General features: G+C 71.4%; 23 protein-coding genes and 1 tRNA gene. 9 read left to right on the forward strand and 15 right to left on the reverse strand.

Features of this window, described 5'->3' with window-relative positions:
- Nucleotides 1-65: 65 nt before the first annotated feature.
- Nucleotides 66-1,130, reverse strand: coding sequence for a serine hydrolase domain-containing protein (locus ABT294_RS32800; protein ID WP_350810185.1), 1,065 nt, complete (start codon nucleotides 1,128-1,130; stop codon nucleotides 66-68).
- A 455-nt stretch (nucleotides 1,131-1,585) separates the two neighbouring features.
- The gene (locus ABT294_RS32805; protein WP_350810186.1) at nucleotides 1,586-2,836 is read right to left on the reverse strand and encodes a cryptochrome/photolyase family protein; all 1,251 of its coding nucleotides are present in this window, start codon (nucleotides 2,834-2,836) and stop codon (nucleotides 1,586-1,588) included.
- A gap of 97 nt (nucleotides 2,837-2,933) precedes the next feature.
- Between ABT294_RS32805 and ABT294_RS32810 the strand changes: the two genes are divergently transcribed.
- The 5 genes from ABT294_RS32810 (at nucleotide 2,934) to fusA (ending at nucleotide 9,312) form a co-directional block, all read left to right on the forward strand.
- Entirely contained in the window at nucleotides 2,934-3,896 is a 963-nt protein-coding gene (locus ABT294_RS32810) for a MerR family transcriptional regulator (RefSeq protein ID WP_350810187.1), read from the forward strand.
- A gap of 81 nt (nucleotides 3,897-3,977) precedes the next feature.
- Complete coding sequence (locus ABT294_RS32815; protein ID WP_350810188.1) at nucleotides 3,978-4,457, forward strand: RNA polymerase sigma factor; 480 nt, start codon at nucleotides 3,978-3,980, stop codon at nucleotides 4,455-4,457.
- Nucleotides 4,454-5,233 (forward strand): YbgA family protein, encoded by a 780-nt coding sequence (locus tag ABT294_RS32820; protein ID WP_350810189.1) that lies wholly within the window; start codon nucleotides 4,454-4,456, stop codon nucleotides 5,231-5,233. Before ABT294_RS32815 ends, ABT294_RS32820 begins: the two co-directional genes overlap by 4 nt.
- A 202-nt stretch (nucleotides 5,234-5,435) precedes the next feature.
- The gene (locus ABT294_RS32825) at nucleotides 5,436-6,905 is read left to right on the forward strand and encodes an SDR family oxidoreductase (protein WP_350810190.1); all 1,470 of its coding nucleotides are present in this window, start codon (nucleotides 5,436-5,438) and stop codon (nucleotides 6,903-6,905) included.
- A 334-nt stretch (nucleotides 6,906-7,239) separates the two neighbouring features.
- Nucleotides 7,240-9,312, forward strand: a complete 2,073-nt coding sequence (fusA, locus tag ABT294_RS32830; protein WP_350810191.1) for an elongation factor G — start codon at nucleotides 7,240-7,242, stop codon at nucleotides 9,310-9,312.
- Between the two features lie 58 nt (nucleotides 9,313-9,370).
- Here fusA and ABT294_RS32835 read toward each other — a convergent pair whose 3' ends face one another.
- The 4 genes from ABT294_RS32835 to ABT294_RS32850 form a co-directional block, all read right to left on the reverse strand.
- Nucleotides 9,371-9,802, reverse strand: a complete 432-nt coding sequence (locus tag ABT294_RS32835) for a DUF6924 domain-containing protein (protein ID WP_350810192.1) — start codon at nucleotides 9,800-9,802, stop codon at nucleotides 9,371-9,373.
- Nucleotides 9,799-10,581 (reverse strand): glycerophosphodiester phosphodiesterase, encoded by a 783-nt coding sequence (locus tag ABT294_RS32840; RefSeq protein ID WP_350810193.1) that lies wholly within the window; start codon nucleotides 10,579-10,581, stop codon nucleotides 9,799-9,801. The genes ABT294_RS32835 and ABT294_RS32840 overlap by 4 nt, the downstream gene beginning before the upstream one ends.
- 127 nt (nucleotides 10,582-10,708) lie before the next feature.
- A complete protein-coding gene (locus ABT294_RS32845; protein ID WP_350810194.1) occupies nucleotides 10,709-12,577 on the reverse strand; it encodes a pentapeptide repeat-containing protein in 1,869 nt (622 codons plus the stop codon).
- Entirely contained in the window at nucleotides 12,577-13,161 is a 585-nt protein-coding gene (locus ABT294_RS32850) for a hypothetical protein (RefSeq protein ID WP_350810195.1), read from the reverse strand. Before ABT294_RS32850 ends, ABT294_RS32845 begins: the two co-directional genes overlap by 1 nt.
- Nucleotides 13,162-13,312: 151 nt before the next feature.
- On the opposite strand from ABT294_RS32850, the gene ABT294_RS32855 reads away from it, so the two are divergent.
- Nucleotides 13,313-14,494 (forward strand): hypothetical protein, encoded by a 1,182-nt coding sequence (locus ABT294_RS32855; RefSeq protein WP_350810196.1) that lies wholly within the window; start codon nucleotides 13,313-13,315, stop codon nucleotides 14,492-14,494.
- A gap of 873 nt (nucleotides 14,495-15,367) precedes the next feature.
- On the opposite strand, the gene ABT294_RS32860 is transcribed toward ABT294_RS32855, so the two are convergent.
- The 5 genes from ABT294_RS32860 to ABT294_RS32880 form a co-directional block, all read right to left on the reverse strand.
- Nucleotides 15,368-15,440 (reverse strand) — tRNA-Ala (locus ABT294_RS32860).
- 205 nt (nucleotides 15,441-15,645) lie between these two features.
- Nucleotides 15,646-17,130 carry a vWA domain-containing protein gene (locus ABT294_RS32865; RefSeq protein ID WP_350810197.1) on the reverse strand — a complete coding sequence of 495 codons (1,485 nt, stop codon included), beginning with the start codon at nucleotides 17,128-17,130 and terminating at the stop codon, nucleotides 15,646-15,648.
- Nucleotides 17,131-17,350: 220 nt separating this feature from the next.
- Nucleotides 17,351-17,893, reverse strand: coding sequence for a TIGR03086 family metal-binding protein (locus ABT294_RS32870; RefSeq protein ID WP_350810198.1), 543 nt, complete (start codon nucleotides 17,891-17,893; stop codon nucleotides 17,351-17,353).
- A gap of 17 nt (nucleotides 17,894-17,910) precedes the next feature.
- Nucleotides 17,911-18,420, reverse strand: a complete 510-nt coding sequence (locus ABT294_RS32875; protein WP_350810199.1) for an isoprenylcysteine carboxyl methyltransferase family protein — start codon at nucleotides 18,418-18,420, stop codon at nucleotides 17,911-17,913.
- Nucleotides 18,417-19,436: a type III polyketide synthase gene (locus ABT294_RS32880; RefSeq protein WP_350810200.1), complete on the reverse strand. Its 1,020-nt coding sequence runs from the start codon at nucleotides 19,434-19,436 to the stop codon at nucleotides 18,417-18,419. Before ABT294_RS32880 ends, ABT294_RS32875 begins: the two co-directional genes overlap by 4 nt.
- A 42-nt stretch (nucleotides 19,437-19,478) precedes the next feature.
- On the opposite strand from ABT294_RS32880, the gene ABT294_RS32885 reads away from it, so the two are divergent.
- The gene (locus tag ABT294_RS32885) at nucleotides 19,479-20,444 is read left to right on the forward strand and encodes a helix-turn-helix domain-containing protein (protein WP_350810201.1); all 966 of its coding nucleotides are present in this window, start codon (nucleotides 19,479-19,481) and stop codon (nucleotides 20,442-20,444) included.
- 3 nt (nucleotides 20,445-20,447) lie between these two features.
- Here the strand turns inward: ABT294_RS32885 and ABT294_RS32890 are convergent, their stop codons facing one another.
- Nucleotides 20,448-21,536 carry a methyltransferase gene (locus ABT294_RS32890; protein ID WP_350810202.1) on the reverse strand — a complete coding sequence of 363 codons (1,089 nt, stop codon included), beginning with the start codon at nucleotides 21,534-21,536 and terminating at the stop codon, nucleotides 20,448-20,450.
- A gap of 169 nt (nucleotides 21,537-21,705) precedes the next feature.
- Between ABT294_RS32890 and ABT294_RS32895 the strand changes: the two genes are divergently transcribed.
- On the forward strand, nucleotides 21,706-22,656 hold the full coding sequence (locus ABT294_RS32895) for a hypothetical protein (protein ID WP_350810203.1): 951 nt from the start codon (nucleotides 21,706-21,708) through the stop codon (nucleotides 22,654-22,656).
- On the opposite strand, the gene ABT294_RS32900 is transcribed toward ABT294_RS32895, so the two are convergent.
- Complete coding sequence (locus ABT294_RS32900; RefSeq protein ID WP_350810204.1) at nucleotides 22,644-23,036, reverse strand: DUF3224 domain-containing protein; 393 nt, start codon at nucleotides 23,034-23,036, stop codon at nucleotides 22,644-22,646. The genes ABT294_RS32895 and ABT294_RS32900 overlap by 13 nt on opposite strands.
- Before the next feature lie 105 nt (nucleotides 23,037-23,141).
- On the opposite strand from ABT294_RS32900, the gene ABT294_RS32905 reads away from it, so the two are divergent.
- Entirely contained in the window at nucleotides 23,142-23,489 is a 348-nt protein-coding gene (locus tag ABT294_RS32905; protein WP_350810205.1) for a PLD nuclease N-terminal domain-containing protein, read from the forward strand.
- Here the strand turns inward: ABT294_RS32905 and ABT294_RS32910 are convergent.
- Both ABT294_RS32910 and ABT294_RS32915 read right to left on the reverse strand, forming a co-directional pair.
- Nucleotides 23,486-24,430 (reverse strand): NADP-dependent oxidoreductase, encoded by a 945-nt coding sequence (locus ABT294_RS32910; RefSeq protein WP_350810206.1) that lies wholly within the window; start codon nucleotides 24,428-24,430, stop codon nucleotides 23,486-23,488. The genes ABT294_RS32905 and ABT294_RS32910 overlap by 4 nt on opposite strands.
- Before the next feature lie 101 nt (nucleotides 24,431-24,531).
- Nucleotides 24,532-24,879 carry a hypothetical protein gene (locus tag ABT294_RS32915; RefSeq protein ID WP_350810207.1) on the reverse strand — a complete coding sequence of 116 codons (348 nt, stop codon included), beginning with the start codon at nucleotides 24,877-24,879 and terminating at the stop codon, nucleotides 24,532-24,534.
- Nucleotides 24,880-24,889 lie beyond the last annotated feature (10 nt).

Consider the following 24,889-nt stretch of genomic DNA (forward strand, 5'->3'; position numbering starts at 1 on the left):
CTGTCCCTAACCGCGCCGGCAGTGAACTCCCCCGCACGTTCCGGGCTCGATCAGACCGGCCCTGGCTAGTCGCAGAGCGCGGTTCTCAGGAGGCTCTTCGCCGCGGATGCCGAGTCGCCGGCGAACGGGGTGGTCGCCAGAGTGACCTGCCGAGTGCCGTCTGCCGAGGTGAAGGACCCCGTGACGTAGCCGGGGGTTTCGCCTGTGTGCCCGTACGCGGTGCCGCAGGGCAGCGGAACGACCTCCAGGCCCAGCCCGTAGCCGCCCGCGGCGCCGGGGTCCTTCATCTCCTTCAACTGGGCGGGCTTGAGCAGCTTGCCGCCGAGCAGGGCGCGGAAGAACCGGTTGAGGTCGGCGGTGGTGGAGATGATCTCACCGGCGGCGCCGGTCAGCGTCGGGTTGAACCTGGTGACGTCGACGCTGGTGATCTTGCCGTTCTTCTCGACCGCCGCGTACCCGTGGGCGTGCGGACCGGTCACCTCCGGCGAGGTTCCCGGGAGCCAGGTGCGGGTCAAGCCCAGCGGACGCAGGATCCGCTCCTTGATCTCCGTGCCGTACGGCTTGCCGGTCACCTTCTCGATGATCATGCCGAGCACGATGTAGTTGGTGTTGGAGTACTCGTACTTGGCTCCCGGAGAGAAGGCAGGAGGAGCCTCCAGGGCCCTCTCCACCAGTTCCTTCGGGGCCCAGGTGCGGTATCGCTGCTTCGGGATGCCCGCGCGGTCGAGCAGGCCCGTGGAGTACTCCGGCAGGCCGCTCATGTGCTGGAGCAGCTGCCTGACGGTGATCGAGTCGCCGTTGCCGACGAGTCCGGGCAGCCAGTGCTCGACGCTGTCGGACAGGCTCAGCCTGCCCTCGCCCACGAGCTGCAGCACGACGGTCGCGGTGAAGGACTTGGTGATGCTCCCGGCGCGGAACCGCGCGCTGGGCGGCGGGGAGTGGTCGCCGTCGACCTTCGACTTGCCGCTGCTGCCCCGCCACACCTTCTCGCCGTTGCGGACCTCGGCGATCGCGGCGACCGAGCCGCCGTCGACGACGGCGTCCAGGCTCGTCTGCAAGGACGACCGGGCTCCCGAGTGCGTGTCGGCCATGGCGGCTCCGCCTGTGAGCGCCAGCAGCGACGTGGTCATACAGAACACGATGCCGATTCGTTTGTTCACATGCTCCTCCGGAGCTAGGAGATCTTTCTTGGCCCCCCGCGAACCAAGATCGGCTCCAGACCAGAGGAGTGGACCTGGGGACTGATCCCGTGGCGACCGCGCAGGCGGTCAAAGACCGGCAGCGTCCAGCACTGGGCAGCACTGGGCGGAACGCATGGGATCAAAGAGCTTCACCGACGAGTCGACGTCCAGGGGAGGACCCGACCGACGGGTTGGCGTCCAGGGGGGCACTGGTCGCATTGAGCAACAACCGTGGAGGACCTGGCCGAAACCGTTCGACAGAGAGTACAGGGCGAGGTACGCCGACTCCAAACACACGCAAAGGCATCGTGCCTGGTCACAAGGCCTGACCAACGAACCGTCAGCCCTTTCGGGGGTGCGCCGCCGCTCGGCTGCGAGGAGGGAACGCGCCGGACTGCCGAGCCCTACAGGACGGTCAGGGGGCGCGGGTAGCCGCTGATCGGCACGGGTGACGTCCAGGGCTCGTGGATCAGCCGCGTCGGCACGTCGGCCAGCTCGGGGACGTGCCTGCGCACGTACGCGCCGTCGGGGTCGAAGCGTCTGGCCTGGCGGAGGGGGTTGAACGTGCGGTGGGGACGGGTGTCGTTGCCGGTGCCGGCGATCCACTGCCAGTTGCCGGAGTTGTCGGCCACGTCGCCGTCGAGCAGCAGCTCGAAGAAGTGGTCCGCGCCCACCCGCCAGTCGATCCGCAGCTGCTTGACCAGGTAGGACGCGGTGATCAGGCGGGCGCGGCCGTGCATCCAGCCCTCGGCGCGCAGCTGCCGCATGCCCGCGTCGACGATGGGGATTCCCGTCATGCCCGCCCGCCAGGCCTCCGCAGCCTCCTCGTCCTCGCGCCAGCGGGTGCCCCTGGGCCGGTAGTCGCGCCGGTTCAGTTCCGGGAAGGCGAAGGCGACCTGGTGGTAGAAGTCACGCCAGCACAGTTGCCGGACGAAGTCGTCGTTCGGCAGCGCGGCCAGTTCCAGCGGCGACAGGCAGCCGAAGCGCAGGAACGGGCTCAGCCGGGAGGTGCGGTCGCCGGCCAGGTCGTCGTGGCCTTCGGCGTAGCCGTCCAGGCCGGTCCGGATCCACTCCGCCAGGCGCGCGCGGGCCGCGCGCTCGCCTCCCCGGACGCCGCCATCGGACGGCCGGCCGGGAAGGTGGCCGGGGTCCAGCCCCGGCGGGATCCGGACGGCGGCCGGAGGCTCGGCGGCAGCCCGGTGAGGCGCCGCGGACCAGGCCCGCCAGTAGGGGGTGAACACGCGGTAGTGGTCGCCGCCACCGGACGGCCGCAGCAGGCCGGGCGAGACGACGGTGACGCCGGGGAACGTCCGGAACTCGATCCGGTCGGCCGCCAGCCGCCGCTGCCTGGCCCGCGCGAGCGAGCTGACGTCGGCGCTGACGTGGACAGCCTCCGCGGACGTCTCCTGAACCAGCCGCATCGTCTCCGCGACCACGTCGCCCTGCCGGACCAGCAGGTCGCCGCCGCGCTCGCGGAGCGAGTCGCGCAGGTCACGGAGGCAGTCGAGCAGGAACGGCCGCCGCCGCCCGGCGGGCACCGCCGGGTCGAGCACGAACAGCGGCACCACCCGGCGGGCCGTCGCGCACGCCGCGGCCAGGGCCGGATGGTCGTGGACCCGCAGGTCCCGGGTGAACAGCACGATCGCGGTCTCCATCACCTGGGTATTCGTGGGCGGGGGCGCCGGCGGTTGCAACCTGGGGGCGTCCGCGTCCGAAAGAATGGGCGAGGGACCGCGAACGGGGGCGCCCGGCATGGACGAGATCGGCGCGCTGACCGCCGAGGAGGAACCGGGGTACGGCATCGGCGCCGTCTCCCGGCGGCTCGGCGTGCCCGCCCCCACGCTGCGGACCTGGAACCTGCGGTACGGCATCGGCCCCAGCCGCCGCAGCCCCGGCGGCCACCGCCGTTACGACACGGCCGATCTGCTCCGTCTGGAGGAGATGAACCGGCTGATCCACTCGGGCGTCGCTCCCGCCGAGGCCGCCCGGCGGGCCCTCCGCCTGCGCGGCGTCCCCCTGGATGGGGAACCGGCGGGCAGGACGGAGGCCCCGGCACGGCCAGACGACCAGCCGGGACCGGACGAGCAGGCGCGGACGGCCGGGCAGGTGCCCTCGGCTGCGAGGCTGGCGCGTGCGGCGCTGACGCTCGACGGCCGGGCCGTCGACGCCGGGCTCGCCACCGCCCTGGCCCGGCACGGCGTGGCCTGGACGTGGGAGCACCTGGTCCGCCCGGCGTTCGGGACGATCTGCCGCAGGCAGGCCGAGACCGGCGCGGCGATCGACGTCGAGCATCTGTTCTCCGATCGGCTCCTCGCCGCGCTGCACCCCCTGGCCGAGCGGCCCGAGCGGCCGGTCAACGTCCGTCCGGTGCTGCTGGCATGCGCCGAGGACGAGCAGCACACCCTGCCGGTCCACGCGCTGGCCGCCACGCTGTCCGTGCACCGGCGGGTGGAGACGCGGGTGCTGGGCGCCCGCACCCCGTACCCGGCGCTGGCCGACGCGATGCGCCGGCTGGGCCCCTCGGTCGTCTTCGTCTGGTCGCAGCAGGCGGCCACCGGCGACCCCGCTCCGCTGACCGCGCTGCCCGCCCTGCGCCCGCCCGCGCGGGTCGTCATCGGCGGCCCCGGCTGGTGGGGCGAGCTGCCGTCCAGGATCGCCAGGCTGTCCTCGCTGGACGAGGCGGTCTCCCTGATCGCGACGGCGGCCCTGGACTGATCTCCCTCACCTTGGTTGAGCCCTCTTGCCGGCTCGGATTGAATAAGTTTTGAGTAGGTTATCTCCACCAGGGAGGCTTCGATGGACGCGCTCGCCGACTGCTACCGCACCCACGCCTCGCTGGTCCGCTCCTACCTGCGGCGCTTCGTGCCCCCGCAGGACGTCGACGACGTGACGCAGGTGGTCTTCGTCGAGGTGTGGCGATCACGGGACCGGTTCGACCCGTCCAGGAGCCTGGAGGCGTGGCTGCTCGGCATCAGCCGCAAACGCGCCGTGGACCACCTGCGAACCCGCCGCCCGCCCACCGTCCCGCTGGAAGCCGCCGGCGATCCCGCAGGACACGATGGCCGTGCCGACGGCGACGAGCTGGCCGACCGGGACCTGATCCGCAGGGTGCTCGCCGCGCTGCCCGCCGCCCAGCGCCAGGCCATCGTGCTGGCCTACTACGGCGACCTCAGCCAGCGCGAGATCTCCGAGCGGCTTGGCGTGCCGCTCGGCACCGTCAAGGCCAGGACCGCGCGCGGCCTGCACCGCCTGTCCAGGCTGCTGGCGACGGCATGACCAGGCCCAGGGTCGCCCTGTCGAGCGGCCTGCTCGGCGAGCCTGGCGGGCACAGCCGCGACCGGTTCCTGTACGGCCCGCTCGACCCGTACGTCGACTGGGTGCCGATCTCCCCGGAGACGGAGGCGGGCCTGGGCACACTCGACGTGGACGGCTACGTGTTCAAGGCCGTCCCGGTGAGCGGCCCGCCTGACGCAGCCGTCACCGACGCGCGCCCGCTGCTGCCCATGGAGGAGGAGGGACGGCTGCACGGCGCGCACCCGCTGCTGCCCGTGCAGGACGAGGGGCGGCTGCACGACGCCCAGCTCAGGGAGCGCTTCGTGGAGCGGCTCTTCGCCCACGCCCGGCTGCGCGAGTTCCTGGACAGCGACTGGCGCCCCCACGACCTGGTCGCCTTCCACACCCGGCACAAGATGCAGATCCTCGCCCACGACCCGCCCGGCTACCGCGAGACGGGCCGTGCGGTGGCCCAGGCGGGGGTATGCCCGCGCGCCGAGCTGGCCGCCGCCTACGCGGAGAGCTTCCGCGCCGCGCTCGCCAGGAAGGCCACCGTCGGCACGAACATCAACGTGCTGCACCACTGCATGGGCATGATCACGCTCGCCCCCGGCCGGCGGGCCCGGCTGGTCGAGGCGATCGGCTTGTACCGGGCGGGCCTGGTGCCGCTGTGCGTCCCGGCGGCCCTGCTGCTCCTCGACGCCCAGGGCGAGGCGGCCGCCTACGTCCGCGCCCAGAGCTACTTCTCGCCGTACCCGGACGACCTGCGCCCCACCTGACCAGGGCGGGGCGCGCGTCGCGCGCGCGGCCGCCGCCGTCCTGGACGACCTCGGGCTCATCACCCCTGCGGAGCGCCACACCCTGGAGACGCACCCCTCCCCCGAGACCCCGCAGATCATCGCGCAGGTGCTCTGACGGATTTTGCCGGAAATCTTGCCGCACCTCTGATGCGGAGGTGCCGGAACGGGTGAGGGGGTATCCATGGCTCGATGCCTGGTCACGGGGGCGACCGGATACCTGGGCGGGCGGCTCGGCCCCGAGCTGCTCGCCGCCGGCCACGACGTCCGCTGCATGGTCCGCTCCCCGGAGCGGCTGCGCGACCTGCCCTGGGCGGGACAGGCCGAGATCGCCGAAGCCGACGCGCGCGACGCCGAGGACACGGCGGCGGCGCTGGGAGGCGTCGACACCGCCTACTACCTGATCCACACGATGGGCGGCGGCAGCGGGTTCGCGGCGGCCGACCGGGAGGCGGCCCGCACCTTCGCCGCGGCCGCCGAGCGGGCGGGGGTCCGGCGGATCGTCTACCTCGGCGGTCTCGCGCCGGGCGGGAAACTGTCGCCGCACATGAGCTCGCGGGCCGAGGTCGGCGAGATCTTCCTGCGGTCCGCCGTGCCGACCGTGGCGCTACGGGCCGCGATGATCATCGGGGCGGGCTCGGCCTCCTTCGAGATGCTGCGCTACCTCACCGAACGGCTGCCGGTGATGACGACGCCTCGCTGGGTGCACACCCTCACCCAGCCCATCGCCGTCCGCGACGTGCTGCGCTACCTGGTCGCCTGGGCGAGCGTTCCCGGCGAGGTCAACCGGGCCTTCGACATCGGCGGCCCCGACGTGCTGACCTACGCGGCCATGATGCACGGCTACGCCGCGGTCGCCGGCCTGCCGCACCGCCTGATCATCCCGGTGCCGATGCTGACCCCGTCGCTGTCCAGCCTCTGGGTCGGCCTGGTCACGCCGGTCCCCGCCACCATCGCGCGTCCACTGGTGGAGTCCCTGCGCGACCCGGCCGTCTGCCGGGAGCACGACATCGCCCGGTACGTCCCGGACCCGCCGGAAGGGCTGATCGGCTTCCGCGAGGCCGTCTCCCGGGCCCTCCACAAGATCAGGGAGGCGGACGTCGCCACCCGGTGGTCGTCGGCGTCCACGCCGGGCGCCCCGAGCGACCCGCTCCCCACCGACCCCGACTGGGCGGGCGGCAGCCTCTACGTCGACCGGCGCAGCAGGCCCGTCGACGCCGACCCGGACGCGTTGTGGCGGGTCATCGAGGGGATCGGCGGCGAGAACGGCTGGTACTCCCTCCCCGTGGCCTGGCGCGTCCGCGGCGTCCTCGACCGCCTGGTCGGCGGCGTCGGCCTGCGCCGCGGCCGCCGCGACCCCCGGCGGCTGCGCGTGGGCGACACCGTCGACTTCTGGCGGGTGGAGGAGGTCGAGCCCGGACGCCTGCTCAGGCTGCGAGCCGAGATGCGACTGCCCGGCCTGGCCTGGCTGGAACTCAGCCAGTCACGCGAGAACGGCCGGACCGTCTATCACCAGCGTGCCGTCTTCCACCCGCACGGCCTGCTCGGCCACCTCTACTGGTGGCTGATCTCCCCGTTCCACGGCCTGATCTTCGGCCGGATGCCCCGCAACGTGGCGGCGGCGGCCCTCAGAGACGTCGTGGGCACCGAATAAATCGGTTCTCCCTGAACACTCGTCTCGTTACACTCGCCACGAACGGCGCGCCACCGCGACCCTGCGGCGACTCTGCGGCGCGCGCATTGACGAGCGAGGGGAGCCGGCCGTGCGCAACAGCACCGCTGCGGTCATCCCCCCGTCACGGTACGAGGTGATCCTGGTGTCTTCGTCGACCCGGTGCCGGCTGCGCGGCCGTCACTGGACGTCTCCGGCGAACACCTGATCCCTGTCTGCCCGGCACCAAGCTGATCTATTCGTCTGGTCGGCCTTCAGGCTGTTCCGTCCGGGAATCGCGCTGTCCTGTGTAGATCGTCCTGAAGGGACTCGGGCTGTGCGTACCGACCTGCACCGTCATCTCACCGACTCGCTGACCGGCGTCCGCAACCTGGGCATTCTCGCCCACGTCGACGCCGGCAAGACCACCATCACCGAACGGATCCTGTACGTCACCGGCACCACCTACAAGCGTGGCGAGGTGCACGACGGGACGACCGTCACCGACTTCGACTCCCAGGAGCGCGATCGCGGCATCACCATCTTCGCCGCGGCGGTCAGCTGCGCCTGGGACGGCCACCGGATCAACCTGATCGACACCCCGGGCCACGTCGACTTCTCCGACGAGGTGGAGCGCTCGCTGCGGGTGCTCGACGGCGCGGTCGCCGTGTTCGACGGTGTCGCGGGAGTCGAACCGCAGAGCGAGACGGTGTGGCGGCAGGCCGACCGGTACGGGGTGCCGCGGATCGCGTTCGTCAACAAGCTGGACCGCGCCGGCGCCGACCTCGACGCCGCGGTCGAGACGATCCGTGACCGGTTACACGGTGCCCCGCTGGTGGTCCAGCTGCCGATCGGGCAGGAGGACGGCTTCACCGGGGTGATCGACCTGCTGCGCATGCGGGCGCTGGTCTGGTCCGACGGCTGCGACACGTACGAGGAGGGCCCGGTGCCGGACGCCCTGCGCGAGGAGGCGCGGCGCCGTCGTCGGCTGCTCGAGGAGGCGGTGGCCGAGCTGCATCCGGGCGCGTTGGAGGAGTTCTGCGCGGAGCCGGAGATCTCCGCGGGGACCCTCGCCGCCGCGCTGCGCGAGCTGACCCGTACCGGTGCGGGCGTGGTGGTGCTGTGCGGGTCGGCCTACCGCAACCGCGGGATCGAGCCGCTGCTGGACGCCGTGGTCTCGTACCTGCCCTCACCGCTGGACGTGCCCGCGGTGCGCGGCACGCACGACGGAACGGTGCAGGAGCGCGCCGCCGACCCGGCGGCGCCGTTGGCCGCGCTGGTGTTCAAGGTGCACTCGTCCGCGACCGGGCGGCTGACCTACCTGCGCGTGTACTCGGGAACGATGCGGAAGGGAGACACGGTGCTGGACGTCGGCGCGGGCCGCACCGAGCGGATCGGCCGGATCCTGCGGGTGCGGGCCGACCGGCACACCGAGGTGGACCAGGCGGCGGCCGGGGAGATCGTCGCGGTGGTCGGGCTGAAGGCGGCCCGCACCGGCGCCACCCTGTGCGCGCCCGCGGCGCCGTTGCTGCTCGAACCGCCGAAGGTGGCCGACCCGGTAGTGTCCGTGGCAATCGAGGCCCGCAGGAGCACCGATGCCGACCGGTTGGCGTCCGCGCTGGCGCGGCTGGTCGAGGAGGACCCGTCGCTGGTGGTCCGGACCGACGCCGAGACCGGCCAGACGGTGCTGTCGGGGCTGGGCGAGCTGCACCTGGAGGTCGCGGCGGAGAAGATCCGTCGCGCCCACGGGCTCGACGTCGGCGTCGGCCGGCCGCAGGTCTCCTACCGGGAGACGGTCGCCCGCGGCGTGTCCGGCCTGCTGTACCGGCACGTCAAGCAGGAGGGAGGCGCCGGCCAGTTCGCCCACGTCGTCCTGGACGTGGAACCGCTGGAGCCTGCCCCCGACTCCGACGGCAGTGCGACGGGTTTCGCGTTCCGCTCGACCGTCGTCGGCGGGCGGGTGCCACGGGAGTACGTCCGGGCGGTGGAGGCAGGCTGCCGGGACGCGCTGGCCGGCGGCCCCCTCGGCGGCCACCCGGTCACGGGCCTGCGGGTCACCCTGACGGACGGAGCCACCCATCCCAAGGACTCCTCGGAGATGGCCTTCCGTACGGCCGGCCGGCTCGCGCTGCGGGAGGCGCTGTGCGCCAGCCGCATGCTGCTGCTGGAGCCGGTGGTCGAGGTCACGGCCACCGTGCCCGACGACGCCGCCGGCGGGGTGCTGGGCGACCTGGCGGCGCGGCGCGGCCGGATCTCGGGCTCGACCTCCAAGGCGGCGACGGTTGTGATCACCGCGACCGTGCCGCTGGCCGAGGTGTTCGGCTACGCGACCCGGCTGCGCAGCCGGACCCAGGGCCGGGGCACCTTCACCACCCGGGCCGCCGGCTACGCCCCGGTGCCCACCCGGTAGACCCGACGATGGCCCCTCCCGCACCCGGGCGGGGCCATCAGCGCCGCGGCGTCGTCCGTCACGAGGCGCCGAAGCCGCGGAAGACCCCGTCGGCGTCGGCGCTGTCGGCGAACTCGAAGAAGTCCATGTTGGCGATGGAGAGATTGATCTGGATCGAGGGGAGTTCGGCGGGGATGACGCGGAAGGTCCGGCCGCGCTCGTCCGCGAGGTCGACGACCAGCAGCGGCAGCTCGGCCGACTCGAGGGCGGCGTTGTCGACGACGACGAGAATCGGGTTGGTGTAGCCGCCGGGCAGCAGCGCGAGGAGCTGATCGGACGTGAGGTCCGTGTAGGCGGGATCGTCGACGACCTCCACCTCGTCCTGGAACTCCTCGACGAAGCTCTCCTCGTCCGTCACACCGAGCGCCGCCCTGACGGCCTGCCACGCGTCCTGGCCGGAGAAGCCGGTGCGCACCACGAGCAGGCCGCACGCCTCCGGCAGCACGGTCACTGGCACTTCCCCTTGAGCCAGGTGCTGAACTGGGGCGTGTAGTCGGTGGCCACCCGCTTGGCACCGCTCTGGAGTGCCGCCTTCCACGCGTTCTCGTTCAGCGTCCACGAGGGAGGCGGCTCCTCCCACTTGGTGACCTCCGGCCAGACGGGCCCGCCGCTCAGCACCTGCGTCAGGCCCGCGGCGGTCACCTGCTTCCTGAGCTCGGCGGCGAGTCCGCTGTCGTGGGAGTACAGGATGATCTCCTGCGACCGGTAGCGCTCCTTGACGGGGTCGAGCACCTCGGCCCAGGCTCGCGACTTGATCGAGGCGTCGGCGCTGAGCAGCGACTGCCGGGTCTCCAGCTTGATCTCGACGAGCCCGATCATGCCGGACGTCTGCATCGCAGCCAGCCACTCGCGGAAGGTGTGGACGGTCTCGCCCTGGAACGGGCCGCGGTCGATGGTCCGGCCTTTGAGCGCGGTGTCGCCCGTTGCCCACCAGATGTCGGTGATGTTCTTCTTAGCGCCTGTCAATCCCCATGTAGAGGTGTTGTGCCACATGACGGCCTTGGTGCCGTCCTTGGTGAGCTGCAGATCAGCCTCGACGCCCGACGCACCCCAGGCCTTGTACTGCCGGATGGCCGTGGGGTTGTTGGGCTGACGCACCTGATCCCGCTCCCAGGGGTTGGCGCCGGTGGGGTAGCCGCCGTGCCCGAAGATCTGCGGGCACGCGGGCAGGGCGGAGGCCGGAGAGGTGAGCAACGAGGCCACCAGCAGCGCGGCGAGGGGGACTGCCAAGACTCACACCTTTCGATCTTGTTGTTCCCCGCACTCTGCCATATCCGGCAGGCCTGACGCCTTTCAGGAGAGAGGTCGCAGGTCGCGCTCCTCCAGCGCCTGGTACAGGAGATGAACCTGACGCCTTTCAGGAGAGAGGTCGCAGGCCCTTCGCTCCCTCCAGCAGGGCGCCCGTGAGGTCCGCGCCAGACAGGTCGGCGTGCTCGAAATCGGCCTCCCTCAGGTCGGCGCCGGACAGGTCGGCGCCGCGCAGGTCGCTACGGGAGAAGTCGGCCTGCCGCAGATCGGCGCCGTGGAGGCGGGCATGGGGAAGCCGCGCGTCGGTGACGGTGGAGCCGCGCAGGTCGGCGCCCGCCAGGTCCAGCTTCTCCCCTACGACGGCGGTGAGGTCGGCCCAGGGCAGAACGAGCGCGTGCAGGTCGAGTCCCGGGTCCAGCACGCGGTTGCGCAGGCTCGCCTGATCGCCCTGGGACCCGTTCCGGCCCCGGTAGACGGCCAGGGGAAGCCCTGACACGGCCAGCACCTGCCACGCCGGCCCCGCACCGGCCGCACCGCCACCGCCCGAGGCCAGCCAGCGTCGATGGTCGCGGGCCAGGGCGTCGAGTTCCCCCTGGGTGACGGGATCGGCGGCCTGGGCGAGCGCGAGGATCAGATCCGGATCCAGCGACGGCGTCTCGGGCATGGTGTCAGTTGCCGCCGGTGCCTGTCGGAGGGCGGCCGGAGGTTCGGCCGGAAGACCCACGGGCATGACGCGGAGCCCGCCACCCGACTCACCGCCGACGGCGGCGGCCAACCAGCGGCCGTCCGGCGACCACGCCAGCGGCCGCACCTCCTTCCCCAGCTCATACCGGGTGACGACCTGGCGATCGCCGAGGCGAAGCACGCGCAGCTCATCGCTTTCGACGTACTCGCTCGTCCGGCCCGCCACGGCCAGGTAGGCACCGTCGGGGCTGACCGCCAGCGATCTCATCCGGTGGACCCCCGCGTCGACGGTGTCGAGCACCACCCCCGCCGACGGGTCCAGGACGGACACGCCGTTCCGCATCCCGGCCGCGAACAGCCGCGACTCGTCGGCCGTGAACGCCACGGTGTCCACGTACGCGCACCCGTCGAGGTGGACGTCGTCGCGGAACGCGCCCACGAACCGGATGCCCTTGCCCACCCCGTACTCCACCCGGTGCCGCCCCGTACGGGACCGGGCGTGTCCGGCCTCGACCGGGACGTCGAGCGCGGTGCGGGCGTCCACGTCGTAGGCGTGCTGCGGGCCGCCCTCCCGGTGGAGGAGCGTGACCACGTGCCGGTCGGGCGCCCACATCAGCCGCGCACCGAAGTTGCCGGGGTCCAGAGCGACGCGGGCGTGCTCCGACCAGTCGCGGGTGTCGTAGATCGCCAGTTCGCCCTCGTAGGCGGCGGCCAGGTAGCGGCCGTCGTCGGAGAAGGCCAGTTCGTCCGGCTTGTCGTCGAACGGTGACAGCAAGGCCGCCGGATGGCGCAGGTCAGGCACGTGGGGCAGGTCCTCGGCGCGGGGGCAGTCGGCGCCCAGCGGGTAGTGGGTGCTGCCCCAGGCCATGCCCGGCTCCAGGTGCTCGATCCAGCGGGCGTGCGTGACCCGTACCAGGAAGTCGGCCTGAACGAGGCGGTCCTCGTCGCGCCAGCGGCCGTCGCGCTCGTAGTAAAAGTCGTGCAGGTGCGCCCAGTCGTCCTCGGCTGGGGGCAGGTTGCGCGCGGCGACCTGCTCGACGCCGGCCACGAACCAGCGGGCGTGCTCGGCCATCCACGCCTCGTCGAGCACCTGGTCGACGGTGACAGCGTGGCCGATCGGGGAGTCCCAGCGGCCCGCCTGCCACAGCAGGGCGAACAGGAACCCCGGATCGGTCTCGGGCGGCGCGTAGCCGTGCACCGCGGTGTCGTAGTAGACGACGAAGACGCGCAGGCGTGCCTCACACCGGTCGGGGTCGACGGCGAGGACGCGGACGCCGTACAGGTCGGTGGACATCAGCGCCACACCCTCGGCTGGTACGGCACGGACAGCAGGCCGCCGAGAAGGAGGCGCTGCTGCTGGTAGGTGTACGGCATGAACACCCGCACCGCGATCCCCGCGCGATGCTCCAAGTCCACGCACACGGCCTCGACCGTGCCGGGCGGCGGCTCGCTGTCCTTCTGCTGCCACTCGGTGGACTTGGCGATCGTGATGTCCTGTGGCGAGGCGCCGTCCGGCGCGCGCATCCGCACCTTGTAGCCGAGCGCCATGCAGCGCAGCTCCGCCGCCTGCCCGGTGACCTGGCCGAACATGGTGTTCAGGGCGGTGAGCACGGCGCCGTCGTCGTAGTAGTAGTCGACCTCGTAGTCCGCCAGCATGTCCATCATGCCGTCGGCGTGCATGATGATGCCCGACGGAGGCAGCAGGACCGACGTCGCCGCCCCCGTGCGCAGGGTGTTCTCGGCGCCCTGCAGGCTCGCCCTGAGGCACGCGTTCAGGTCTGCGTGCGCCTCGGGAGGAACGCCGCCCAGGTTCAGCATCCGGAGGGGCTCGTCGTACGTCGGATCAGAGCCGTCGCGAGACGGGTGCCAAGAAACCATGATCGCCACCATAGCGAGCCACATCCCGGCCTTTAGGGCGTTTCGCTGACCCCGCGCCCCCTCCGGCCTCACCCAGACCGAGTACTCACGTGCCCCCTTCGGACTCAGCCGGAGCGAGTACCCACGTGCCGCCTCCGGACGCGAGTGGCGCTTGATCGCCGTCACACTCGCCGCTCTTGTCACCGGACTCACCAATGACCCCTTCTATCTGGTCCTGGGCTGGTGCGCCGTCCCTGTCCTTCATGCGGTACAGCTGCCGCCCTCGGATGGCCAGGGGATCTATCGGAAGGCATGGCTGCTGGGTTCGGGCGGAGCCGTGGTGGCGTCCGGCTTTCTGCTGGTGAACCAGGGCCCCACTCCGACGCGTCTGGCGCACGCCGCCATCGTGGTCATCGTGGCGGCAGCCGTACTGCTTGCCACCGCCCGGAAAATCGGAAGGCCCGATGAAATCGGACAATGGTCGGCCCGAAGCCTCTATCTTTCTGGGACCGCCATCGTGTTATCGGGTGCGCTGCTCACACCTGGGCAACCGATACAGCTGGAGCTACCCGAGTATTCGATGCCCGCACAGTTTTCCGGCTCGACCGCCTCTTTCACGACGGTCAACAAAATCAAAGGCCCCAAGTGCCCGTGGTTTGACGAGATGGACGACCCGTGCCGTTGGTGGCTGGTGAACGGCAGCCCGTTCCCGCAGGCCGCGCCGTACATCATCCGCAAGGGCGGTGCCCCCCAGCGAGCCCCGCTCGTCCGCAGCCCCGACCATGAGGCTGTCGTCTACCTGGGCAGACACGACCGCCGCATGATCTATCAGGACGCCGACGGCACCCACCCCCTCACCGGCGTCCTCGCCGACGCCGCGGTCCCCATCGTCGCATTCGCCAACCAGAGCAGGTACGTCGCCCTGGCCAAGGACAACGCGCAGATCACCGACACCCGGACGTGGGCCACAATCACCATCCTCGACGCCCACCAGGTTCACGACATCAACCAGAACGGAATCGTGGCGACGACGACGTCTCATGTCCTGGTAGTCGACCACCTGGGTAGAACACGCATGACCCTGCCTCGCAGGAATCCCAGGGACACCTACAACCTCCACCCCGACGGAACCCGCCTCGTGGTCGTCAGAAGCGCCGACGAGCGCGTGGACACCTACGCCGTCAAGACAGGCAAGCGCCTGTCCAGCGTCGCCCTCAAGTTCCCCGGCGACGAATCTCTCGGCACCGGTCTCGGCTGGTCAAAGGAGGGTCCCTTCCTGGTCCGCGGGTACCTGTACGACCGCGTCTACCACCTGGACCTGACAACAGGCAAACTCTGGCGCCGCAAGCACTGACGCGCGAACACCGCACAGGCCAGTGGATCTGCAGGTGGCGCTGGACGTGTGACGCCAGGAGCGATCTCTTGACCGGCACGCGTAAGCATGGCTTGGGTCAGTGGTCCCAGAACCGTTTTCCCTGGTAGAGCGGCTCTTACAGCGGTATACTAAACGTAGGCCTGTGGGACGACGAGGGAGCCTGACCCGAGAGCCCTCAAGAGGGCACAACGGAAGGACTGAGAGGCCGGAGCCGAAAGGCAATGGCGACCCCTAGTCACCTGATCCGGACCATACCGGCGAAGGGAGAGCGCCTCACAGGTCTTATGTTGCCCGCGAGCGGGAACCCAGTGGGCGCGGCTGTCACGGCGCCCCATCTTTTCAATGCGTCAGAGTGGCGGCAGCCGGCGAGCTAGTCGCCCCGGACGAAGCCGAAGGCCCGGGAATCGTTCAACGCAGATACCGGCCAGGTGAGGAACGAAGACCCTGCAGAAGCTCAGATGCGGCCACCTGTACATGATCAACGAGCATCGAGCTCAGTCCACCTGAAGATCACGGAATCCGTGCCAGACCCAGTTTCACATGTCGTCGACAGCAGTCCCCATGAAGTCCGTGAGCGGCACCACCTGCCCACGGCGACCACGGCCCCGGCACGGCCAAGCGCGAACCCGCCACGATCCCCATACGGCGAAACGCGAACGTGGCCAAGATAGGCCCCACCCCGACCACGATCCCGCTGGGGCGCAAGCGTGAAATCAAAAACGCCCGAGCGAAGCGAGGCCAATTGGCCCGACGCTGGGGGGCTTGGGGGGTTATCCCCCCGTTTAAACGCGAGGGGACCCGAGGGAGCAAGCCCGCCAGGGCTTGCGACCATGGGTCCCCAGTCCACCGAGGTGGAGCTATGGGGATTCGAACCCCAGACCTCCTCCATGCCATGGAGGCGCGCTACCAACTGCGCCATAGCCCCTTGCTGCGTGGCCTAGTCTATAGGACTTCCCGCGCTCTCAAGTACGCCGTAAAGACTGGTATACGCAGGGTCAGAGGTTGCCACTGTCCGTGGCATATCGCCCTTCCTGCGGTTGTGGGCGGCCCACCCGCGGGCCGCCCGGTTCGAGCGGCTGCGCGTCGCCGGGGCCGCCCACCTGTCGAAGGACGGGTCGACGAGGGCGCGGCTAGGACGCCACCGTGTGAGCCTGTTCGATGAGTGTGGCGAGCTCGTTCACCATCGGGTCCTCCGCGGCCTGCGCCAGCCTTTTCGCCTGTTCGCCGAGCGCGGGCAGGTCCAGTCCGAACGCCTCCCTGTCGCGCATGTAGACGGCGAAGGCGGCGGCGACCACGTCCACCTGGAATCTGAGGGGCGCCTTGTCCCAGACCGATCCGGCCAGTTCGCCGACGTCCACGGACTTGCCTGCCTCGGCGGGGCTTCTGGTGTCGGGGTCCTGCCAGCGGACGGTGGCCTGGGCGAGTTGCCCTCTCGCGCCCGGCTTGAGGCGGACCGAGTAGAGGGCGGTGACGGCGTGGCCGGGGCCGACCTCGCCGCCGTCGCGGCTGTCGTCGCGGAAGTCCTCGGTGGCGAGGGCCCGGTTCTCGTAGCCGATGAGCTGGTAGCTCTCCACGACCGACGGGTTGAACACGACCTGCGCCTTGGCGTCGCGGGCGCGTAGTTCGATGGTGGCGGGCAGCTGGGTGGCGAAGATCTTCTCGGCGTCCTCCGGGGTGCTGACGTACACGGCGGCGCCGTCGCCGTTGTCGGCGAGCTGTTCCATCAGTTCGTCGCCGTAGTCGCGGCCCACGCCCACGCTGAGCAGGGTGATCTGCCTGCCTGCGTACTCCTTGACCCGGTCCAGGATCGCCTGCCACTCCGTGCTGCCCTGGTTGGCGAGGCCGTCCGAGAGCAGGATGACCCGGTTCGTGGCGGCGGTCCTGAACGCGTCGGCGGCCACCCGGTAGCCGGTGACCAGCCCGGTTTCCAGGTTCGTGCCGCCCTGGACGGCGAGCCGGTCCACGGCGGCGTGCAGGTCCGCGCGGGCGGCCAGCGGCGTCATCGTCGCCAGGACGTCCGCCTCGTCGCTGAAGGAGACGATCGACACCTGGTCGCCGGGCGCGAGCTGGTCGATCAGCGTGTGCAGCGCCTGCTTGACGAGGTCGAGCCTGCCGGGTTCGGCCATCGACCCGGAGACGTCGATGACGAAGGTGAGGTTGGCCGGTCGCCGCGCGGCGGCGTCGGACGCACGCGTCTGCAGGCCGACGCGCAGCACGGCGCCGTCACGCGACGGCATCCTGGCGCCGTCGACGTGGACGGTGAAGCCGTCGTCGCGCGGCTGCGCGTAGTCCTGCCTGAAGGAGTTGACGAACTCTTCCGGACGGATCCGCGCGGGCTCCGGCCAGCGCCCTTCCTGAAGGGTGCGGCGGGCGTAGGTGTACGAGGCGGTGTCCACGTCCAGGGCGAAGGTGGAGATCTGCGCCTGGGTCGTGTCCTGCTCGCCGGTGGTCTTCTCGGCCTGGGGCTTGGAGTCGGGCCGGGCCGGGGCGTTCGTCGGGCGTGGCGCCTGCGCGTGTTCGGCGGCCCTGCCGGGAGAGCCCGGGCCGCCGCCGCACGCGGCCAGCCCGAGCAGCGCCACAAGCCCGACACTGATCGCTAAAGGACGAAATTTCATGGAAACCACCTCCATGCCCTACGACGGACCCGCAGATCAGCCGGCCGGGCCGGTGACGCAAGCGAGCGCAAACCGCGATCAGCGCGTGATCGGCCGTCACCGAACCGACATCCGCGGCCCCGACGAGCTGGAGGCGAACGCGCAGGAGCAGCCCCGATCGTGGCCCGGAAGGTCCCCTTCCGTTATCGACCCGCGCTCCCCCGAGGTGGTCTCCCGGACGCTACGGCTTCCAGGACGGGTCGCGGCCGATGATCCCGAGCAACCGGTCGAAGGTGGGCGCGTCGTCCGGCACCGCGACCTCCTCGCCGAACACCCCCCGCTGCCTGCCGGTCGGCGCCATCTGCTGGACGAACCCCAGCAGCGCGGCGGCCTCCTCCTCATCCACCTGGTACGTCCGGCCGGTGGCCTTGGCCAGGTCCCAGCCGTGGGCGAGCAGGTCGCACAGGCACATCGAGGCGAGCGCGGGCTTCGGCAGGCCCAGGCCGGAGCTGACACCCTCCCACGCCTCCGGCCGCTCCCAGACGGCCAGCATCCGCTCGGCCCGCTCGCGGAAGTCGCCGGAGTACTCCTTTTCCGGGATCATCTGCCCGCCTCCGGCCAGCGACTCGAACAGCGACGCGCCCCACTCCAGGTGGTTGATCAGCGCCTTCACGTCGTACTCCGTGCACGGGGTGGGCAGCGCGTGCTGCTCCTCCCCGATGCTCTCCACCAGGTCCGCGGTGCGGTGGGCGGCGTTCCTCATCAACGGCAGCATCTGCTCCATACGTCCAGCATGGCCCATCAGCCCCGCGCTCCCAGCGCCGCCCCCTCCCCCCGTATCCGCACCGTGAGCAGCACCGCGTTGGCCGCGGTGAAGGCGATCGCGGTGAGCCAGGCCATGTGGACGAGCGGCAGCGCGATCCCCTCCGCGACGACCGCCACGTAGTTCGGGTGGCGCATCCACCGGTACGGGCCGCGCTCGACGAGCGGCATCCCCGGCACCACGACGACCCGGGTGTTCCACTGGTTGCCCAGGGTGGCGACGCACCACCAGCGCAGCCCCTGGGCGAGCAGCACGACCGCGAGCATGGGCCAGCCGAGCGCAGGGAGGAACGGCCGGTGGAGCAGCCACACCTCGGCGGGCGCGGCCACCAGGAGCCCGGCGTGCGCGGCGACGATCCAGGGATAGTGGCCGGCGCCGTACTCGACGCCGCCCCTCGATCTGGCCCAGGCCAGGTGGCGGCGGGCCACGACCAGCTCGGCCAGCCGCTCGGCGGCGACCAGCAGGATCAGGACCGTGTAGGCGATCACCAGTGCAGCAGGAGCAGTTCGGCGGAGAAGCCGGGCCCCAGGGCCATGAGCACGGCCGGTTCTCCTGTCCGACCGCGTGTCTCCTGCAGCACGTGCAGGACGGAGACCGAGGACAGGTTGCCGTGCTCGCGCAGCGACCGCCAGGTGATGGCCAGGGCCTCTTCGGGCAGGCCGAGCGACTCGGTGATCTTCTCGATGACGCGGGGGCCTCCCGGATGGCAGATCCAGGTGCCGATCTGCTCGGGGGTGTGCCCGTGGTCGGCGAGGAAGCTCCTGACGTCGCCGCCGAGGACCTGCCCGACGAAGTCGGTGAGCCCGGCGTCGAGCATGATGCGGAAGCCGTGCTCGCCGATCTCCCAGCCCATGAGGTGCTGGGTGCCGGGGTAGAGCTTGCTGCGGGTGGCGACGACCTCCCTGCCGTGGCCACGTCCGGAGGCGACGACGGCCGCCGCGCCGTCGCCGAACAGGCCGCTGGCGATGAGGTTGGCGACGGAGTCGTCGTCGCGCTGGACGGTCAGGGAGCACAGTTCCACGCAGACGAGCAGGGCGACGTGTCCCGGCCAGCCGCGCAGGTAGTCGCACAGGCGTGACAGTCCCGCCGCTCCGGCGGCGCAACCCAGGCCGAACATCGGGACGCGCCTGACGTCCGGGCGCAGCCCCGCGCGCTGGGCGAGCCTGGCGTCGAGTGACGGCGTGGCCACGCCCGTGCTGGAGCAGAACACCAGGAGGTCCACCTTCCCGGGGTCCACGCCCGCCTTGGCGAGCGCGCCCCGCGCGGCCCGTTCCGACAGGTCGAGCGCGATGTCGACGTACTGGTCGTTGGCGCGGGTGAAGGAGTCGAGCTTGGCGTAGTCCTCCAGCGGCAGCGCGAGGTTCCTGCCCCGCACCCCGGTCGCCTCGTGGAAGCGCTTGATCAGTTCGGGGTCGGCGTCCGTCACCTGACAGAACGCCTCGGTGATCTCCGCCTGCTCGTAGCGGTGATCAGGCAGAGCCGTCTGGACCCCCGAAATGTACATGCGCTTCTCCTGCCGCTGAAAAGGCCCGACTAACATGCGGGGATGCCGATCCCCACGCGTCCGCGCACCGTCGCGGTGCTCGCCTTCGACGGGATGGCGCCGTTCGAGCTCGGCTGTGTCGTGGAGATCTTCGGCCTGCCGCGTCCGGACCTCGACGTCCCCTGGTACGACCTCAGCGTGTGCGCCGAGACGTCCGGGCCGCTGCGCGTGGTCGGCGGCTTCAGCATGCGGGCGGAGCACGGGCTGGACGTGCTGGCCGCGGCCGGCACGGTCATCGTGCCGGGCGTCGCGGACGTCCGCGGCACGGTCTCGGGCGAACTCGTCGAGGCGTTGCGTGCCGCGCACGCGCGCGGGGCGCGGGTCGTGTCCATCTGTTCGGGCGCGTTCGCGCTGGCCGCCGCCGGGCTGCTCGACGGCCGCGAGGCGACCACCCACTGGAAGTACGCCGACCTGCTCCAGCGCCGCTTCCCCGCCGTCTCGGTCAACCCCTCGGTCCTGTACGTCGACGGCGGCGACGTGCTGACCAGCGCGGGCAGCGCAGCCGGGCTGGACCTGCTCATCCACCTGGTACGCAAGGACCACGGCCCCAACGTGGCCAACGCGGTGGCGCGCCGCCTGGTGATCCCGCCGCACAGGGACGGCGGCCAGGCCCAGTTCATCGAGGCCGCCGTGACCCCGGTCGAGGACGACGACGCGATCGCCAGGGCGATGGCGTGGGCCCTCGGCAACCTCGCGCGCCCGATCGCCGTGGCGGACCTGGCGGCCGTGGCGCACATGTCGGAACGCTCGTTCATCAGGCACTTCAAGCGCCAGACCGGCACCAGCCCGCTGCGGTGGGTGATCTCGCAGCGGGTGGCGGCCAGCCTCCCGCTGCTGGAGACGACGGCCGCCCCGGTGGAGGAGATCGGCGCGGCCGTCGGGTTCGACAGCCCGGTGACGTTCCGGCACCACTTCACCCGGGCGATGCGCACCTCGCCGTCCGCCTACCGGCGCTCCTTCAGCGCGTGAGCGTCACACGCCCAGGCGCCAGAGCGAGGTGACCTCGGCGGCGCGGGCGGCGTGCAGCGGGTCGGCGTCGTCGTGCGGGCGGCGGTGCCGGGGCCTGGTGTCGAGCCGGTCCACGACGCGGACGCCCGCCCGTTCGAAGGCGCCCAGCAGGTCGGCGCGGGTGCGCAGGCCCAGATGCTCGGCCAGGTCGGACATGATCAGCCAGCCCTCGCCGCCGGGCTCCAGGTGGTCGGCGAGGCCGTCGAGGAAGCCGCCGAGCATCCGCCCGCCGGGATCGTAGATGGCCTGGTCGAGCGGCGAGGACGGCTTGGCGGGCAGCCAGGGCGGGTTGCACACCACCAGCTGCGCCCGCCCCGGCGGGAACAGGTCGGTCTCGGTCACCTCGACGCTGTCGGCCAGGCCCAGGCGTGCCACGTTCTCGCGGGCGCACGCGACAGCGCGCGGGTCGCAGTCGGTGGCCACCACGTGTCCGGCGCCCCTCCTGGCCAGGACCGCGGCGAGCACCCCCGTTCCCGTCCCGATGTCGAAGGCGGTGCCGAGCGGCCGGGCGGGCAGCGGGGCGGTGGCGACCAGGTCGACGTACTCGCCGCGGACCGGCGAGAACACTCCGTGATAGGGGTGGATGCGGGCGCCGAGCGCGGGGATCTCCACCCCCTTCTCGCGCCACTCGTGCGCGCCGATCAGGCCGAGCAGCTCGCGCAGCTGCCCCACGGCCGGGCCGGCGGCGGCGCCGTACACCTCCTCGCAGGCCACGCGGACGTCGGGCGCCCTCCTGAGCGGGATCACATGGCCCGCGTCGAAGGGGATCAGCAGCATGCCCAGCGTGCGCGCCCGCTGCGAGCGGGCCTGGCGGTAGCGGTGGAAGTCGCCGGGCTCGGCGGGCTTGCAGCGGCGCGCCATCGCCCGCAGCAACTGCCGGGCGTTCTGGAAGTCACCCCTCCAGAGCAGCGCGGTGCCCTCGCAGGCCATGCGGTAGGCGGTGTCGGCCGGCAACCGGTCGTCGGCGATCACGACACGCTTCGGCGGCGCCGCCCCCGACGCGGAACGCCAGACGGCGGAGTGTTCCTGTCCTTCTTCGGTCCACGTGATCATCAGAGCTCGACCGTTTCACGGACCACCGCCCCGGGGCCACCGGTTTTACCCAGGAGCGCCTCACCACCAGCCTACGTATCGGCGGCCGGGCGCCGTAGGACGAATGTCATGCCGAGGACAGGATCGATGGCACCTGCCAGGGTGTCCCCCGGCGGACGACGATCGAGGCATGCGACGAACAGTGTTGGCTCTCGGGCTCGCCCTCCTCTCCCCGCTGGTCGCGGAGTTCCTGCTGGGCGACTTCCCCCTCACGTCCCTGCCCTTCCTGGCCCTGCTCGCCCCCACGTACGGCGGCGCCGCGCTGCTGATCCGCGAGGTGGCGCGGCGGGCGGGGCTGGGCTGGCCGAGCATCGTGCTGATGTCCCTCGCCTACGGCGTGTTCGAGGAGGGCATCATGACGATGTCGCTGTTCAACCCCGACTACGCCGGTGCGCACCTGCTCGCCAAGGGGTTCGTCCCGGCGCTGGGCATCGCGGTGCCGTGGACTCTGTTCGTGCTGGGCCTGCACACGGTGTGGAGCATGAGCGTGCCGATCGCGCTGGTGGAGGAGCTGGCCGGCCCGCAGCGGACGACGCCGTGGCTCGGCGGGGCGGGCCTGGCCGTGACGGCGGTGCTGGCGGGGCTCGGCGCGGCTGCGATGACCTTCTTCTCCTACATGAACGGCCACTTCCTGGCGTCGGTGCCGCAGATCGCGTCCGTGCTGGTGATCGTGGCGGCGCTGGTGGCCCTGGCCTTCCGCCTGCCGGAGCGCCGGGCCGCGAGTGTCAGGCGGGCGCCGTCGCCGTGGCTGGTGCTCGGCGTGACGCTGGCGGCGGGGGTGGTGTTCGAGTTCCAGATCATGCTGCCCGGTCCCCTGGTCGGGGTGGCCATCGCGATGCTCGTCCTGGCCGAGGCCGGGATGGCCGTCCTCGCCCTGTTCTGGTCGGGCGGGAGCGGCTGGCGCGGCGCGCACCGGGTGGCGCTGGCCGGGGGCGCGCTGCTGACCTACGTCTGGCACCTGTTCTTCACCCCGCCCCTGGTGCCGAGCACCCCGGCGATGGTCCTGGCCAGTCACCTCGTCTTCGGCCTCGGCGCGGTGGCGCTGCTCGCGGTGACTGCGCGCCGGGCTCAGATCCGGTAGTCGAAGACGTAGGAGTGCGAGCCGTCCGAGGCGATGAGGATCTCCATCTCGCCCCTGAGGCCGCGCAGCTCGCCGGTGCCGGAGTCGGGCACGACCCTGACGCGCAGCGACTGCTCGCCGCGGTCGCTGACGGCGTCGTGCTGGACGACGAAGCTGCCCGCCAGGCCGTGCAGGGTCCCCTCGATGCGTTCCATCGCGACGTAGGACCGCGACTCGGCCACCTCGGTCGAGGCGACGGTCAGGGTGACGACGCTGGTGGCCGTCAGGTCCCCGTGGAAGGTCTTGGTCATCGTGACGTGGCCGAGCGAGACGCCGTCGCGCTCGTCGTACGGCGGCTGGGCGTTCCAGTCGGCGGTTTCGAAGGTTCCCTTGGCTGTCATGAGCTACACCATGCCGGACATACCTGTCAGCTTCCGTCAGGTACCGCGTGTTTGCCAGGTTCGCGCCTGTGACGCTAGGTTCTCCTGCGTCTCAGGAGGTGTGCCTTGCTCTACCTGTCCGAGGGCCTGGGCCTGGTCACGCTGGTGCTCTGGCTGTACTGCCTGTTCGATGCGATCACGACGCCGGAAGCCGACTGCCGGAATCTGCCGAAGGCCCTCTGGGTGATCGTCGTGCTGTTCTTCCCGCTGATCGGCTCGATCGCCTGGCTGGTCGCCGGACGTCCGCAGCACATGGGGGCGGCCACGCGTCCCAGCCGCTACCCGGAGTACGACCGTCCCGGCCGGTTCGTCGCGACCAACCCCGACGACGACGAGGAGTTCCTGCGGCGCTGCCGCGAACGCGCCGAGGAACAGCGCAGGAACGCCCCGAAGCCGCCATCCGAGGAGCGCTAGATCTTGATGACGGTCTTGCCGCGCGCGTGACCGTTCGCGATGTCCCGCAGCAGCGCGGGAGCCTGGTCGAAGGGCACCTGCGACTCGATGTGGACGCGCAGCTGACCCCCGTCGATGAGGTCGGCGAGCACCGAAAGGAGCTGGCCGGTGGGCTTGACCAGCAGGTTGACGGCGCGGATCTCGCGGTAGGCGGGCGAGGAGGGGTCGAGGGAGTGGATGGTGCTGATGATGACGCCGCCCGGGTGCAGCAGGTCGGCCATCTGCTCGATCGAGTCGGCGGGGCTGACCAGGTCGAAGACCGCGTCGAGGCCGTCGGGGTGGCGGTCGAGCACCTGCTCGGCGATCGGGCTGACGAAGCGGTCCGCGATCTCGACCGCGCCCATTTCGCGCATCAGCTCGTCGGCGTCGGGTGACGCGCTCGCGATGACGCGGGCGCCGCGCAGCGCGGCGAGCTGGACGGCGCTCTGGCCGACGCCGCCGGTGGCGCCGACGATCAGGACGGTCTGCCCGGTGTCGAGCCTGGAGGTCTCGACCAGGTCGTGGGCCGTGCAGCTGGCCGTCGGCACGGCCGCGGCCTGCTCGGCGATCATGCCCTTGGGCATCAGCGCGACAGGCCCGTCCTGGGAGACGACGCCGTACTCGGCGTAGCTGCCGAGCCCGCGCGTGGTGTCAAGGAAGCGTCCGTAGACCTCGTCGCCCGGCTTGAACCGGGTGACCTCCACGCCGACGGCCTCGACCACACCGGCCCCGTCGACCCCCAGAATCATCGGGAAGCGGTAGGGCATCGTGTTCTTCATCGCCCCGCTCGCGATCTTCAGATCGACGGGGTTGTACCCGGCGGCGCGGATCCGGACGAACAGCTCGTCCGGTGCCGGCTCCGGCGCGGGCAGCTGCACGATCTCTGGATCTGCGCCGAATTCCGTGATGGCGATGGCACGCACGACAAACTCCCGTCGACGACTGAAACGGCCGAGGAGGACGTCCCCTCGGCCATTTGCCGCCAACCTGGCCATGGAGCTTCTTAGGGGGAGTTTTGCCCCGGTTAGAACCCTTGGGCGAGCCGGTAGTACGCCTGGTTCCAGCGCAGTTCTTTGGCGGACTGCCTGGCCGTGGTGTCGGCGTCGATGGCCAGCAACTCGACCCCCAGCATGTCCGCCAGGTCGGTCAGCTCCTCCACGCCGACAGCCGTGGACAGCACCGTGTGGTGCGACGCTCCCGCGGTCAGCCACGCCTCCGCCGACGTGCGTAGGTTCGGACGAGGACGCCAGACCGCGCGGGCCACCGGCAGGCTGGGCAGCGACTCCGGCGGCGCCACCACGTCGGTCTCGTTCGCCACCAGCCTGAACCGGTCGCCCATGTCGGCCAGCCCCACCACGACGCCGGGGCGCATGCGCCGCCCG

The organism is Nonomuraea sp. NPDC000554 (genome assembly GCF_040300065.1).
In the GTDB taxonomy this organism is placed as follows: domain Bacteria; phylum Actinomycetota; class Actinomycetes; order Streptosporangiales; family Streptosporangiaceae; genus Nonomuraea.